The organism is Helicobacter mesocricetorum, from assembly GCF_900198605.1.
Taxonomy (GTDB): Bacteria; Campylobacterota; Campylobacteria; order Campylobacterales; family Helicobacteraceae; genus Helicobacter_D; species Helicobacter_D mesocricetorum.
On sequence record NZ_FZPJ01000022.1, the window covers coordinates 16,745 to 29,914 of the forward strand.

A 13,170-nucleotide genomic window follows, 5' to 3' on the forward strand; every position below is an offset into this window, starting at 1 on the left:
TCTCTCCCCCTTTAAGGGGATAGCTAAACCCCTAATCTTATTATCACAGCACACCAATCATCTATTAATTTCTCTTGTCTTTATGGTTTGAAATATTTTTCTAAAATTTAGGGCATTAACGCAATTCCCATAATAATTGCTACAAATATCTAAATTAAGGTTTTTATTTTAAGCTCTTTAAATCAATATGCTTCCTACATCCTAATAAGATCTTTAAGCTTTATTAAAAAATAACATCAACAAAGATATTCCATTAATGGCTTTCTTTTAAGATATTTTGTATAGCTTCAATCCTCTTAGAATCACTGGGGTGTGTAGAAAAAAAATCCGATCCCTTGTTGCCATCTTCAGACATTTTTTTCCAAAAGCTAAGTGCCGCTTGGGGATTATATCCTGCCTTTTGCACAAGCAAAATGCCTAATTTATCAGCTTCTAATTCGTGCGCACGACTAAAGGGTAAAATCACTCCCACACTACTACCTAAATTATAAGCCCGATTAATAAGCGAACTATATCCGGGAATCTGGGTACCTGTAATAACGCCCAAAATATTTCCACCAAGTTGCGTGAGTGTTTGCATACTCATTCTCTCTCCACCATGGCGCAAAAGCGCGTGAGCTACCTCGTGAGACATAACCACAGCTAATTCATCATCATTTTCGATAATATTCATCAACCCTGTATAAACAAACACTTTCCCTCCGGGCAAACAAAAGGCATTTTTTTGCTCTTCTTCAATCAAATAAAACTCCCAATTAAAATCTTCTCTTTTAGAAACATTGGCTATTCTCCATCCTACGCGCTCAACCATTTCTGTTTGAGATTTATTAGTGCTAAGTTTAGATTGCTTTAAAATTTCTTTGGCACTTTGCTCACCTAAGGCTTTCTCTTCCTTTTCATCAAGCAACATAAGTCGGGTTCGATTCGTATAATCTGTGCTAGAACAAGCATAAAAGAAAAGCCCCAAGCAACAAATAAAAATTATTTTCTTCATCATTTTCACCTTATGAAAATATTTTTAGTATTTTAAAAAAATTTCATTAATTTTCTTTGATTTTAATCCAAAACTTAAAAGAAAAAGAATAATATTTTTGAAAGGAGTTTTTATGGATTTATTGAATCATCCCCATATTTTTAAAGAGAGACAAAACGACAGCTTTGAAGTGATTAACCCCTCCACTCAAGAGGCTTTAGCCTATATCAAAAACACACACCAGCAAGAGCTACAAAACCTCATCCAAAAAGCCAAAATAGCACAAAAACAATGGGCGACTATGCTACCAGAGGATCGTTGTGATAGGATTTATAAATTTTATTCACTTATCTTAGAAAATAGGGATTTTTTAGCAGAAATTATGACCAAAGAGCAAGGCAAACCCCTAGAACAAGCAAAGTCAGAAATTACCTATGCGGCTTCTTTTGTAAAATGGTTTGCTACTGAGGCTAGAAGGGTTGATGGGGATATTTTAAGCCCTAAAGCAAAAACTCAAAAACTCCTAACACTCAAACAGCCCATTGGAGTGTGTGCGGCTATCACTCCTTGGAACTTCCCTTCTTCAATGATTACTCGAAAAATAGCCCCCGCCCTTGCTAGTGGCTGTGCCATTATCGTAAAGTCTGCCTCCCAAACACCCCTTAGTGCCTATGCTTTAGAAATCTTAGCAAAAGAAGCGGGAATCTTAGAAAACTGCTTTATAGTCGTCAATGGGGATAGCACAGAGATTAGTGATGTGTTATGCCAAAGTAATGACATCAAAAAACTTAGCTTTACAGGCTCCACAGAAGTTGGAAGATTGCTTTACCAAAAATGCGCCCCAACTATTAAAAAGCTGAGCCTAGAATTAGGAGGCAATGCACCTTTTATTGTTTTTGATGATGCGAACTTAGAAGAAGCTGTTAATGGGATTATGGATTCTAAGTTTAGAAATAGCGGACAAACTTGTGTATGCGCCAATAGAATCTATGTCCAAAGTGGAATTTATGACAAAATATGTGAAGCTCTAATAGAAAAAATACAAACCCTTAAAATAGGGGATGGTTTAGAAAGTGGAGTAAATCAAGGTCCTTTGATTGATGAAAAAGCTCTTTTGAAGGTTGAGGAACATATTAGCGATGCACTAAATCGTGGCGCAAAGCTTGTCATAGGCGGTAAGCGGCATCATTTGGGAGGAAACTTTTTTCAACCTACTTTATTAAAAGATGTAACCCAACAAATGAAAGTTGCCAAAGAAGAGACTTTTGGACCTCTTGCGCCACTTTTTCGATTTGAAAGCGAAGAGGAGGCGCTTTTCTTTGCCAATGATACAGAGTTTGGATTAGCCGCCTATTTTTTCACACAAGATTATAAGCGTCAATGGCGTGTCGCAGAATCTTTAGAATATGGAATGATAGGGATTAACACGGGATTAATCTCTAATGAAGTCGCACCCTTTGGAGGGATAAAGCAAAGTGGTCTTGGCAGAGAAGGCTCAAAATATGGGATAGAAGAATATTTGGAGTTAAAATATCTTTGTTTAAATCTCTAAAGATTACCCTTAAAGATTACCCTATCGCCCATTTTTCTTGAATCGCACAATAGCAAGGGGCTTTAGAATACCCCATAATGCTACAAAAGCTCAATTTATTCCACCTAAAAGCCTTTGTTCCTATATTTTTTTGCTATTTAAAAAATGTGTTGAAGTAGGAATGTAAGATTGGCGGGATTGGTTAAAAATAAATTATTTTTAGTTTTTTATTTTTTTAAATTAGTAAAATGAATGATTTTGGTTGTGAGTTCGTGATATTTTTGACTAATCCGATTATCCTTACTTATATTTTCGTATTCCTCTTTACGAGTTTCTTTTAAGTCATTTATGATATTTTCATATTCTTGGTTTTGAAGGTAGCTTTTGCAAGATTTAATAATAAAGAAATCCTTAATGATAGATTTATAAGAATCTAATGCACCTCTCTTGAAATGATTAATCGCCCTATCTTTATTTTTCTCTGCATCGCCATATCCCCAATAAACTGCACTCAAATGAGAAATAGCATTATGAAATTCTATAAGAGATTGTTTAAGTATTTTATTGTTATCCAATTTGCTTACATCAATTTTTTTATAATTTCCTTATTAAAAACTTTAAAAGAATCATCATTAGAGGCGTAATATTTTTGTCTATCTTTAAGGTTGGCAATATAAATTCGTTTAATTTGTTTTGGACTAAGGCATTCTCTCCACTTGACATATTGTGCCGTTGCTTCAGCAAATTCTTTGAATGCTTCACTAATATTAGGATTTGTAACAATGTGAGGATATCGGGAATTTGTCTTAGGATCGAATTTATAAATTTTCAAGTATCCGTTTTTTGAGAAATATTCTTTACATTGTGCCTTTAATTTATTCTTAGCCTCTTCATATTTATCTTTATCGTCCTTATTTGCTTTTGTGAAATAAAAATTATAGAAGCTTTGTATAAGCGAACGGTTTCTACCATAGGTTATAGAGGCAAAAGAATCTATTTCTAAGAAAACTTTATATAGCCAAAAGAAATTATATAAATCCTCATCTTTACCACTCTCTGAAGTTTTTTGCTCCAATACCCACCTCGTCTAAAAATAATTCAAACTCTTTTTCCGTCATTGCGTCATTGCTTTTTTTTAAATTATCTTCAAAAAAAACATCACCTGTTGATTCTATACCACTATCAGCAATACCAGAAGACATAATAGAATCCATAAAGCGACTATCCATTTTAGGAATAGAAACGCCTATATCTAATTTTGTGTTTGTTTCATTATCCATTGTAATACTCCATTCCTAAAAAGAGATTTGAATTAAACAAGGTATTCTTTTGGGTTAATGTCCAATAAAAGAATCCAAATAAATTCTGGTTGTTCTTTGTATTGTTTATAAAGTTTATTTTTACATTTTTTGCAATGTGAAATGTCAGGAATATATCGTTTTTTTGCTTAAAAAATTAAATTTAATTAAAGTTTTGTAATTTTTACACCTTTTAAAAGCATTAAGCTTTTAATAATCTACAAACCTTTGCAGAGTAGTTAAGGTTCAATCCTAGACACCCTATCACAAGGAGATGGAATAAACCTTGCTTGTCATATCTTAGAGATTTGAGAGCTAAGAATCTCATTCCTCATTTGTCATCCTGAGTGAAGTGAATAGAATAATTAAAGAATACCTAAAAAGAATCTTAAAAATCCTCTAATTGCCACTCTTAAGATATTTCACTTCGCTCAACAGAGCAAAAAATGGGGAGGGTGTAGCCTCAATAGGGAGGTAAATACCATTGTCATATCGATTGAATGAAGAAAATGGAGAATCCCTTGATTTATAATCTTTTAGAAATTCTACCTCACACTAGATTCTGGCTTTTGGGATACTTCACTTTATAGATTTTCTCAATCTTATAAAACAACCTACGCACTTACGAACTTTTAAAAGCAATCGTGCTATAATTTCGGCGATTAGATTAGCTTTAAGGATAATTCTTGCAGTTTTTACACAAATGCTTTGAAAAACTTATGTGGAATGCTAGGCTCTTTGTAGTTTTAGCAGTCATACTATCATTACTTGGCTCTATATTGCTTTTTATCGTGGCAAGTATTGACATCATAAAAGCCGCAAAAGATACTTATTTATACTATACTGGGGCATTAACTCAAAATCTTGATATTCATAATATCTTGCTCCACACCATTATTATGGCTATTGATCTCTATCTTATCGCAGTGGTTTTGCTAATCTTTGCCTTTGGTTTATATGAGTTATTTATCTCAAAAATCGAAATTAGAGACGAAAACAGCTCAAAAGTCCTAGAGATTCATACCCTAGATCAGCTCAAAGACAAACTCGCAAAAGTTATCGTTATGGCACTCATCGTAGCGTTCTTTTCCAAAGCCTTAAATATGGGAATGAAAACCCCGCAAGATATGCTATTTTTTGCAATTTCTATCTTTGCTTTATCCATAGGATTGTATTTTTTGCACAAAGATTCTAAACATTAAGGAACAAAAATGATTTTCATTGACGCATGCTTCAGAAAAAAAACTCCTTATACCCCGGTATGGTTTATGCGACAAGCAGGCAGATACTTAAAAGAATACAAAGAAATAAGGGCAAAGGCTGGGAGCTTTCTCTCACTTTGTAAAAATCCAAAGTTAGCTAGTGAGGTTACGCTCCAACCTATTGATATTTTAGGGGTTGATGCAGCGATTTTGTTTAGTGATATTTTGGTTGTCCCTATGGAGATGGGAATGGAGCTTGATTTCTTAGCAGGAGAGGGTCCAAAGTTCGCTAAACCTATTCAAAATGAAAAAGATTTATCCGCTTTAAGTGAAGATTCTTATTTACACTTAAACTATGTCTATGAGACGATTGCCCTAACGCGTGAATCTTTGGCTAAAGATAAGGCTTTGATTGGTTTTTGTGGCGCACCTTGGACTTTGGCAACTTATATGATTGAGGGAGAAGGCAGTAAAACTTATCATAAATCCAAAAAAATCCTTTATACCAACCCTAAGTTTTTACACCAATTACTGCAAAAAATCACACATAATCTCCAAAACTACTTAGAAATGCAAATTAAAGCGGGGGTTAATGCAGTTATGGTCTTTGATTCTTGGGCGGGGGCTTTAGAGGATGAGGCTTATTTGGAGTTTGGATTTGCTTATTGCAAAGAAATAGCAAGTTTTATTAGGAAAAAATACCCCCATATCCCTATTATTTTGTTTCCTAAAGGTGGGTGTGGTATCTTAGAAAAAATCGATGGAGACTTCGATGTCTTTGGGGTGGATTGGAACACTCCTATGCAGAGGGCAAAAGATATTTTAGGAGATAAATATGTTTTGCAGGGGAATTTAGAGCCTTGCAGGATTTATAATAGAGATTCTATGCTAAAAGGTGCTAAAGAAATATTAGACACAATGGGCAATAAAGGGCATATTTTTAACTTAGGACACGGAGTGTTGCCCGATTTACCAAGAGAAAATATTCAAGAACTTGTAAGATTTATCCAAAACTACCAAAGGTAATCCAAAAGTAATCTAAGAGAATAGAATGCAAATTAGTAACATTTATAGCAATCCTTACCTTACACCATTACAAAGCCAAATCACAGCCTTGCAGCAAGATTCCAATACACAAAAGGCACCTTTGGAGGATTCCACACAAAACCTTGCAAAAGATTTTACTTCTAATCAAGAAAACTTAGAATCTACCAATGGTGAAAAACTTGATGAATCGCAAATCCAACAAGTGCGTGAGTTAGAACAAATTGATAGGGATGTAAAGGCACACGAGGCTGCTCATATCGCAGCAGGTGCTGGAGTGGTAACGGGTGGAGCATCTTTTAGCTACACAAGAGGACCTGATGGCAAGATGTATGCCACTGCTGGAGAAGTGCCTATCTCAATGGAAAAAGGTGATACCCCCCAAGAAACTATCGCTAATGCTAGAAAAATTATCGCAGCAGCTATGGCTCCATCGGATCCTAGTCCTCAAGATTACAAAGTTGCCGCAAGTGCTGCACAAATGGAAATTGAAGCCAAAATAGAACTCACACAGGAAAAAAGAGAAAAAGAAGAAAAATTTAATAAAAATCAAGACAATTTGAACACTAATAGAGATACTGCTATTGCTAGCTATACGCAAAACCTACACTATTAAAGCTTAATTTAATAAAGTATAAAATTCGCTTTTTAACCAATATATTCATTAAAAATAATGTTTAAGTTGTTTTATTCTAATAAAATTAGATACAATACCCGTCTAAAATTTATTTGAAGGAAAATTTATGAAAAAATTTCTCGTAAGCGCAGTGCTATCTGCATCTTTATTTAGTTATTTAAATGCAGCTAGTATTGATAAGAATACTTTAACTATCAATTTTGAAGGTTATAAAACTGCTAATATGGTTGGAACTTCAGGAACTGTGAAAAACCCTAAATATACTTTTGGTAAAGATGAAAGCAGTATCAAAGGCTTATTAAATGGTGCTACTGCGACATTTTCTCCAAAAAATATTGATATGGGAGTAGAACTTATCACAAATAACATTGTCAATGTTTTCTTTAAAACCCTTAACAATGGTAAAAATGTTGATGTAAAAATCACTAATGTTATTGAAGGAGAAAATCAAGGTTCATTAACTGCCAAAGTAAGCATTGGTGGTCAATATGAAACCGTAGGTCTTCACTATACTATCAAAGATGGAAAATTTGAAGCTAAAGGCGTGCTAGACTTATTCGCATTTAAAAACTCCGAACAAGCATTAAAAGATTTAGCCAAAGCTGCTCCTGGACACGCTGGAATTAGCTGGTCAATTGTTGAAATCACTCTTAGTGCAAATGCAAAATAACCTTAGACTTAGCAGGATTTACTCCTGCTTTTATAATCTTCTAAATACCCACTATCCTCTAAAATCCCAAACAACTTGACTTTTAAGAAAGATAATTGCCAAGAATCTCATCAATAAGAATTTTAGAAAGTTTTTAAATTTAAGTCCCTAAAATAAATTTTACACTTAATAGCTATTACTTGAATTATTATCCTTTTCATCAACCCATATAACCTCTAATAATACTGAAACTTTTAAGCATAAATCCCCTATACTAACCTCATCCAAAAGAATATTTATTAATAAATAATTGTTAAATTAAGTGCAAGGTCTAATAACTCATAAAATTAATTTTGATAATTTTAATCATTTATTCAGCTAACTTAAATTATGATTACGGACTTAAAAATCTAAAGGAGATTAAATGAAAAGAATCCTATTTCTTGCACTTTTTGTAGGTGCTTCTTTAATAGCGGCTGAATTAAACATCTATTCAGCTAGACACTATGATGCAGATTTTCAAATCATCAAAAAATTTGAAGAAAAAACAGGTATCAAGGTTAAACATACACAAGCAAAAGCTTCCGAACTCATTAAAAGAATGCAACTTGAGGGAAAAAACTCCCCTGCTGACATTTTCATTACCGCAGATGTATCTAATCTTAATGAAGCAAAGACTTCAAACCTTCTAGCTCCGGTAAAATCTAAATTCTTAGAAGAAACAATCCCTTCCCATCTTAGAGACAAAGATAACCAATGGTTTGCCATCACTAAGAGAGCAAGGATTATTGCTTATAACAAAAATGCCAACACAGATATAACTAAACTTAAAAACTATGAAGATTTAATCAAAGAAGAATTTAAAGGAAAAATTGTTATGCGAAGCGCAACTGCTCCTTATAGTAAAACCCTACTTGCTTCTATCATAGCAAATGATGGAGAGAAAAAAGCTAAAGAATGGGCAAAAGGTGTGCTTAATAACCTTGCAACTCCTCCAAAGGGTGGAGATAGAGATCAAGCACGACAAGTTTTTGCAGGAGAAGCTGAATTTGCCATAATGAATACTTACTATATAGGACTTTTGAAAAATTCCAAAAATGAAAAAGATAGAGAGGTTGGTAATGCTTTAGGCATAATCTTCCCAAACCAAGACAACAGAGGAACTCATATTAATGTAAGCGGTATTGCTATGACTAAATCAAGCAAGAATCAAAAAGAAGCTAAAGCATTTATGGAATTTATGCTTACTCCAGAAATCCAACAAATTCTTACAAATATCAATTACGAATTTCCCGTTCGCAATGATGTAGAAGTCAGTCAAACCGTCAAGGATTTTGGAACTTTTAAAGAAGATAAACTTCCTGTTAGTGATATTGCTAAAAATGTTAAAAAAGCCGTAAAAATTTATGATGAAGTAGGTTTTAGATAATGCCCCACTCTTTAAACCTCTTAAAAATAGGGGCGATTTTACTCGCCCTTTTTTTATCTCTTCCCCTTTTGAGTATTTTTACCGAGCTTTTATATGTGATTTTTCAAAACTTTAGCACTCAAGATTCTATTAAAATTTTAGCAATAAAAGAAAATCTTGATCATTTCTTTTCCTATCTTTTTATAAAATTCATTAAAGATACTTTTTTAGTTTTATTTGGGGTTTTAAGCCTTAGTTTCATCATAGGCGTAAGTTGCGCTTACTTAGTGGCAAATTTTGAGTTTTATTTGTCCAATCTCTTAGAAAAACTCCTTATGTTGCCTCTAGCCATTCCTGCTTATATTTTAGCGTTTATCTATGTTGGAATTATGGACTATCAAGGGATTTTTTATGAGTTTTTTAATTTTAGGATAAATTTCTTCAACATTTACGGAGTAATTTTTGTCTTAAGCATTTCCTTATTCCCCTATGTTTTTATGTTTGCAAAAACATCTTTTCAAAGTGAGGCTAAGGAACTCATAGAAGTAGCAAAAACTACAGGCTATTCGGAATTTAAAATTTTTTTTAAAGTCGCAATCTTCAGTGCAAAACCAGCAATAATGTCAGGCTTAATGCTTGTTTTTATGGAGACTTTAAGCGATTATGGTGCAAGTGCTTATTATGGAGTTGATACCTTTTCAGCAGGGATTTTTAAACTTTGGTATGACTTAAATGATTCTTATTCTTCCGCTGTTTTATCCGGCTTTTTGATGATTTTCGTTTTTTTGGTAATGTATTTAGAATACCAAAATAAAACTAAGCGCAAATACAGCTTTAATCAGAATCTAAAAATCTTTATCCAAAAAAGAAAGCTTAACAAATATAAAGCCTTTCTTGCCTCTTTGTATTGTTTTATCATTGCACTAATTGGCTTTATTTTACCCTTTATCTGGCTACTATATTGGGGGCTACAAGATACTAAACTTTTTGAAAGTGAATTTTACATAATGGCATTTAAAACTCTGCTCCTAGCAGGAATCACAGCCCTCATTGTAACTTTCTTAGCGTATTTTCTGAGTTTTGTCGCAAGAGTTTCAAAAAGTCATTTATTTGTTATTTGTATTATAAAGCTAAGCTCCTTAGGCTATGCAATTCCCGGAGCTGCTATTGGTATTGGCGTAATGATAATCTTTATAATACTAAGTGATATTTTTGGCTTTACCTTGCTTGGAAACTCCTTGCTTGTGCTTATCTTTGCTTATATGGTTCGCTTCTTAGCAACAGCTATTTACTCCTTAGAGGGAGGATATAACAAAGTCCATACCCAAAGCGATGAAGCCTCTTTATTTATTAATCCTAGTTATAAAATTCTATTTTTTAAAATCCATACTCCACTCTTAAAGCATTTTTTATGGCTTTCATTTATAATAGTCTTTATTGACACCATAAAAGAACTTCCCCTAAGCAGAATGCTATCTCCTTTTGGCTTTGAAACCCTAGGAGTGAAAGCTTTTTGGTATGCAAGTGATGAGAGAATTTATGATGCAGCCCTACCCTCACTTTGTATTGTGATTTTATCTTTATTGGTAATACTTTGGATTCAAAAATTCAATAAGGAATGAAATGTTAAAAATTAAAAATTTAGTCAAAAATTTTTCCACACTTCCTGTTTTAAAAGGCATTGATTTAGAGCTTAAAAAAGGTGAGATTTTAAGCATTTTAGGAAGTAGTGGTGGAGGTAAAAGCACTTTACTTAGAATTATTGCGCAACTTGAAAAAGCTTGTTCTTATGAATATTATGAATGCAAAGCTAAAATAGCTATGATGTTCCAAAACTATGCTTTATTCCCACATCTAAATGTAGCGAATAATATACTTTTTGCCCTTTATGATTTACCCAAAAAAGAGCAGTCTAAAAAACTAGATGAACTCCTAAATGCCTTTGAAATTTTTGATTTAAAGGATAAAAAGATCGATGAAATTTCAGGAGGACAAGCTCAAAGAGTAGCTTTTGCAAGGGCGATAGCTAGAGGTTGTGATTTACTTTTACTTGATGAACCCTTCTCAAACTTAGACCAAAATTTAAAAAATGATCTAAGGATACAGCTAAAAAAACTCATTAAAAGTCAAGGAATTTCAGCAATTATGGTAACACACGATATAGAAGATGCTTATGATATATCCGACAAAATCGCTCTTTTAGATGGAGGAAAGATTATTGATTTTAATAGCCCAAGGGAACTCTTTTTTCGCCCTAAAAGCAAAAATACAGCCAAAATTCTACCTAATCTTAATATTATAGAAGAAACGCTTGATTTAGAGGATAATTTCTTTGCTTGGATTGCTAAAAAAAATTATATGTTTGCTTATAGCGAATTAGAATTAGGAGAAGGATTTCAGGCAAAACTCCTAAAAAAAGAGTTTTTAGGTGCATTTTACCGCTTAAAGCTATCTTATAAAAACATAAGCTTTTATATGCTTGTAAGCTCAAGTTATGAGATTAAAGAAGTCGTAAGCTTTAGAATTATCAATCCGTAATCTATGGATTAAACAAGCTTTTAGATACCCAAATACTTTTTAATTTACCCTATAAATTTTGCTATAATCTATCTAAACTATGGCTCTAAAATAAAATTAAATGCTTTTTTAAAGACACTAGGCTCTATGTTAAAATCTTCATAAAAATCCAAATGGACAATCTTTACTTTCGTATAAGAACTGATAAACCTATCAAAATCTTCATCTCTTTTACCCATCATCACTAAGGCTTTGGTAAGAATTTGCCTTTGTCTTAATGCCTCTAAAGAGAGCAAAGTATGATTAATTGCTCCCAAATAATACTTCCCTACCAACACACAAGGATATTTAAAAGTGCTGATATAATCTAACATTGTTACATTCTCATCAAGTGGGGTAAAAAGCCCACCAGCTGTTTCTATAAGCAACTCTTCACTTTTAGGGAGATTGATGCCCAAACCCCCATAATCAAGCCCCTCAAGCTTCTTACCATAATGAGGCGAAGCTGGGGTTTTAAGAAAAACCCCTTCTTTAAAAATATGCGTTGTTGGGCTGATTTTATGGATAAAATCACTATCCTTAGGCTCACCTGCTTGAATAAGTTTAAAATAATCATAACCAAAAACTTTACAAAAAGCCGCACTAAAATGCGTCTTCCCTGTATCCGTATGGATTCCAACAACATAAATTTTCATTACCCTAACTTTCTCCTAAAAGAATATAATTTAGACTATTTACCAAAAAATAGCTTAGAGCTAACCTTTCATATAACAATACTTTAAACCACCAAAGCATTAAGGCTATGTAAAGCCCATAAATCTAACTTTTAGAATCAAAGTAATGCAAAGACTTACAAACCTTACCTAAGCAAGACTTATCTGCAAGCAAATACAAAAGATTCTATATTTGAGAATCTAGCTTACTTGAAACCCTATAAACTCCCCCTAGTTTTTGATAGAATTTTGATAGAAAATAAATAAATAATAAAAAATGACAACTAAAATATGCCTCGCAAGATACACCATAAAATTTTGCTTTTAAGTATGGCTAAGGAGAATGCGTAGTAGATACTCCTTTAGAAGTCAAACACACACAAACAACCCTGCAAGAAAGGAATTACAATGGATAAAGAAGAAAAGCTACAAGCAATCAAGAGGGATAAAAGCTATAATGGGAAATTTTATTATGCGGTCAAATCAACGGGAATTGTGTGTTATCCAAGCTGTTCATCAAAGCAACCATTAGAAAAAATTGCATTCTATGATACACTTGAGGAATCCCTAACACAGGGTTTTAATCCTTACGAAATCTGTATGAAAACCCTACATAAAGACAAGAATCCCAAAACGATTTATTATCAAAGCATTTGCGATTCTCCAATTGGCAAAATCACCCTTGCGTGTGATAACAAAGAAAATCTTGTGGGCTTGTGGCTTGAGGGGCAAAAATACTTTGGCAATACATTAAAAGGCAAGAGAGTAATGAATGATGAGCTTAAAATTTTTAAAAAAACAAAAAAATGGTTAGAAAGGTATTTCAGAGGCAAAAAACCCAAAATTTCAGAACTTCCACTAACACCTATTGGCAGTGCATTTCAGCAAAACATCTGGCAGACACTCTGTATGATCCCCTATGGAGAGGTTTGCACTTATGGAGACATCGCCAAAGAACTTGCACACCAAAGAGGCATTGCCAAAATGTCCGCCCAAGCTGTGGGCAACGCAGTAGGGCGAAATCCAATCTCACTTATTATCCCTTGCCATAGAGTGATAGGAAGCAATGGAAAACTCACAGGCTATGCGGGAGGCTTGGAGCGCAAAGAATGGCTATTAGATCTTGAGAGGAGCAGTAAGGTTTAATTATCCCCATATGTAAAGCAAGATCAATACAAATTCCAAAATCCTCATTCTT

Annotated in this window: 14 protein-coding genes; 9 read left to right on the plus strand and 5 right to left on the minus strand. The window is 33.4% G+C overall.

Annotated elements, in window-relative coordinates; all coding sequences use genetic code 11:
* Nucleotides 1-253: 253 nt before the first annotated feature.
* The gene (locus C6H18_RS06040) at nucleotides 254-994 is read right to left on the minus strand and encodes a M48 family metallopeptidase (RefSeq protein WP_199770145.1); all 741 of its coding nucleotides are present in this window, start codon (nucleotides 992-994) and stop codon (nucleotides 254-256) included.
* Between the two features lie 112 nt (nucleotides 995-1,106).
* Between C6H18_RS06040 and C6H18_RS06045 the strand changes: the two genes are divergently transcribed.
* Nucleotides 1,107-2,525 (plus strand): NAD-dependent succinate-semialdehyde dehydrogenase, encoded by a 1,419-nt coding sequence (locus C6H18_RS06045; protein WP_104722218.1) that lies wholly within the window; start codon nucleotides 1,107-1,109, stop codon nucleotides 2,523-2,525.
* Between the two features lie 206 nt (nucleotides 2,526-2,731).
* On the opposite strand, the gene C6H18_RS06050 is transcribed toward C6H18_RS06045, so the two are convergent.
* Genes C6H18_RS06050 through C6H18_RS06060 form a run of 3 tightly spaced genes read right to left on the minus strand, consistent with a single transcriptional unit; the run spans nucleotide 2,732 to nucleotide 3,784 of the window.
* Nucleotides 2,732-3,079 carry a hypothetical protein gene (locus tag C6H18_RS06050; protein ID WP_104722219.1) on the minus strand — a complete coding sequence of 116 codons (348 nt, stop codon included), beginning with the start codon at nucleotides 3,077-3,079 and terminating at the stop codon, nucleotides 2,732-2,734.
* Between the two features lie 5 nt (nucleotides 3,080-3,084).
* Nucleotides 3,085-3,579, minus strand: a complete 495-nt coding sequence (locus C6H18_RS06055) for a hypothetical protein (protein ID WP_104722220.1) — start codon at nucleotides 3,577-3,579, stop codon at nucleotides 3,085-3,087.
* Complete coding sequence (locus tag C6H18_RS06060; RefSeq protein WP_104722221.1) at nucleotides 3,551-3,784, minus strand: hypothetical protein; 234 nt, start codon at nucleotides 3,782-3,784, stop codon at nucleotides 3,551-3,553. The genes C6H18_RS06055 and C6H18_RS06060 overlap by 29 nt, the downstream gene beginning before the upstream one ends.
* 737 nt (nucleotides 3,785-4,521) lie before the next feature.
* Here C6H18_RS06060 and C6H18_RS06065 point away from each other — a divergent pair.
* From C6H18_RS06065 to C6H18_RS06095, 7 genes are all read left to right on the plus strand, one after another.
* The gene (locus tag C6H18_RS06065) at nucleotides 4,522-5,004 is read left to right on the plus strand and encodes a YqhA family protein (protein WP_104722230.1); all 483 of its coding nucleotides are present in this window, start codon (nucleotides 4,522-4,524) and stop codon (nucleotides 5,002-5,004) included.
* Between the two features lie 9 nt (nucleotides 5,005-5,013).
* Nucleotides 5,014-6,030: a uroporphyrinogen decarboxylase gene (gene hemE / locus C6H18_RS06070; protein ID WP_104722222.1), complete on the plus strand. Its 1,017-nt coding sequence runs from the start codon at nucleotides 5,014-5,016 to the stop codon at nucleotides 6,028-6,030.
* Between the two features lie 25 nt (nucleotides 6,031-6,055).
* Complete coding sequence (locus tag C6H18_RS06075) at nucleotides 6,056-6,664, plus strand: putative metalloprotease CJM1_0395 family protein (protein WP_104722223.1); 609 nt, start codon at nucleotides 6,056-6,058, stop codon at nucleotides 6,662-6,664.
* 127 nt (nucleotides 6,665-6,791) lie between these two features.
* Nucleotides 6,792-7,355, plus strand: coding sequence for a hypothetical protein (locus tag C6H18_RS06080; protein WP_104722224.1), 564 nt, complete (start codon nucleotides 6,792-6,794; stop codon nucleotides 7,353-7,355).
* Nucleotides 7,356-7,758: 403 nt separating this feature from the next.
* The gene (locus C6H18_RS06085; RefSeq protein ID WP_104722225.1) at nucleotides 7,759-8,763 is read left to right on the plus strand and encodes a Fe(3+) ABC transporter substrate-binding protein; all 1,005 of its coding nucleotides are present in this window, start codon (nucleotides 7,759-7,761) and stop codon (nucleotides 8,761-8,763) included.
* Entirely contained in the window at nucleotides 8,763-10,364 is a 1,602-nt protein-coding gene (locus C6H18_RS06090; RefSeq protein ID WP_104722226.1) for an ABC transporter permease, read from the plus strand. The genes C6H18_RS06085 and C6H18_RS06090 overlap by 1 nt, the downstream gene beginning before the upstream one ends.
* 1 nt (nucleotide 10,365) lies before the next feature.
* Nucleotides 10,366-11,280, plus strand: a complete 915-nt coding sequence (locus C6H18_RS06095) for an ABC transporter ATP-binding protein (protein ID WP_104722227.1) — start codon at nucleotides 10,366-10,368, stop codon at nucleotides 11,278-11,280.
* 77 nt (nucleotides 11,281-11,357) lie between these two features.
* Here the strand turns inward: C6H18_RS06095 and C6H18_RS06100 are convergent, their stop codons facing one another.
* Nucleotides 11,358-11,954 carry a dethiobiotin synthase gene (locus tag C6H18_RS06100; RefSeq protein WP_104722228.1) on the minus strand — a complete coding sequence of 199 codons (597 nt, stop codon included), beginning with the start codon at nucleotides 11,952-11,954 and terminating at the stop codon, nucleotides 11,358-11,360.
* A 426-nt stretch (nucleotides 11,955-12,380) separates the two neighbouring features.
* Between C6H18_RS06100 and C6H18_RS06105 the strand changes: the two genes are divergently transcribed.
* Complete coding sequence (locus C6H18_RS06105) at nucleotides 12,381-13,118, plus strand: methylated-DNA--[protein]-cysteine S-methyltransferase (RefSeq protein ID WP_104722229.1); 738 nt, start codon at nucleotides 12,381-12,383, stop codon at nucleotides 13,116-13,118.
* Nucleotides 13,119-13,170: the final 52 nt, after the last annotated feature.

Excerpts from the sequence above, each read along its gene's own strand:
- C6H18_RS06045 (WP_104722218.1), top strand. The coding sequence starts at position 1,107 with ATGGATTTATTGAATCATCCCCATATTTTTAAAGAGAGACAAAACGAC.
- C6H18_RS06075 (WP_104722223.1), top strand. The coding sequence starts at position 6,056 with ATGCAAATTAGTAACATTTATAGCAATCCTTACCTTACACCATTACAA.
- C6H18_RS06085 (WP_104722225.1), top strand. The coding sequence starts at position 7,759 with ATGAAAAGAATCCTATTTCTTGCACTTTTTGTAGGTGCTTCTTTAATA.
- C6H18_RS06095 (WP_104722227.1), top strand. The coding sequence starts at position 10,366 with ATGTTAAAAATTAAAAATTTAGTCAAAAATTTTTCCACACTTCCTGTT.
- C6H18_RS06105 (WP_104722229.1), top strand. The coding sequence starts at position 12,381 with ATGGATAAAGAAGAAAAGCTACAAGCAATCAAGAGGGATAAAAGCTAT.
- C6H18_RS06040 (WP_199770145.1), bottom strand. The coding sequence starts at position 994 with ATGAAGAAAATAATTTTTATTTGTTGCTTGGGGCTTTTCTTTTATGCT.
- C6H18_RS06100 (WP_104722228.1), bottom strand. The coding sequence starts at position 11,954 with ATGAAAATTTATGTTGTTGGAATCCATACGGATACAGGGAAGACGCAT.
- C6H18_RS06065 (WP_104722230.1), top strand. The coding sequence starts at position 4,522 with ATGTGGAATGCTAGGCTCTTTGTAGTTTTAGCAGTCATACTATCATTA.
- C6H18_RS06090 (WP_104722226.1), top strand. The coding sequence starts at position 8,763 with ATGCCCCACTCTTTAAACCTCTTAAAAATAGGGGCGATTTTACTCGCC.
- C6H18_RS06080 (WP_104722224.1), top strand. The coding sequence starts at position 6,792 with ATGAAAAAATTTCTCGTAAGCGCAGTGCTATCTGCATCTTTATTTAGT.
- hemE (WP_104722222.1), top strand. The coding sequence starts at position 5,014 with ATGATTTTCATTGACGCATGCTTCAGAAAAAAAACTCCTTATACCCCG.
- C6H18_RS06060 (WP_104722221.1), bottom strand. The coding sequence starts at position 3,784 with ATGGATAATGAAACAAACACAAAATTAGATATAGGCGTTTCTATTCCT.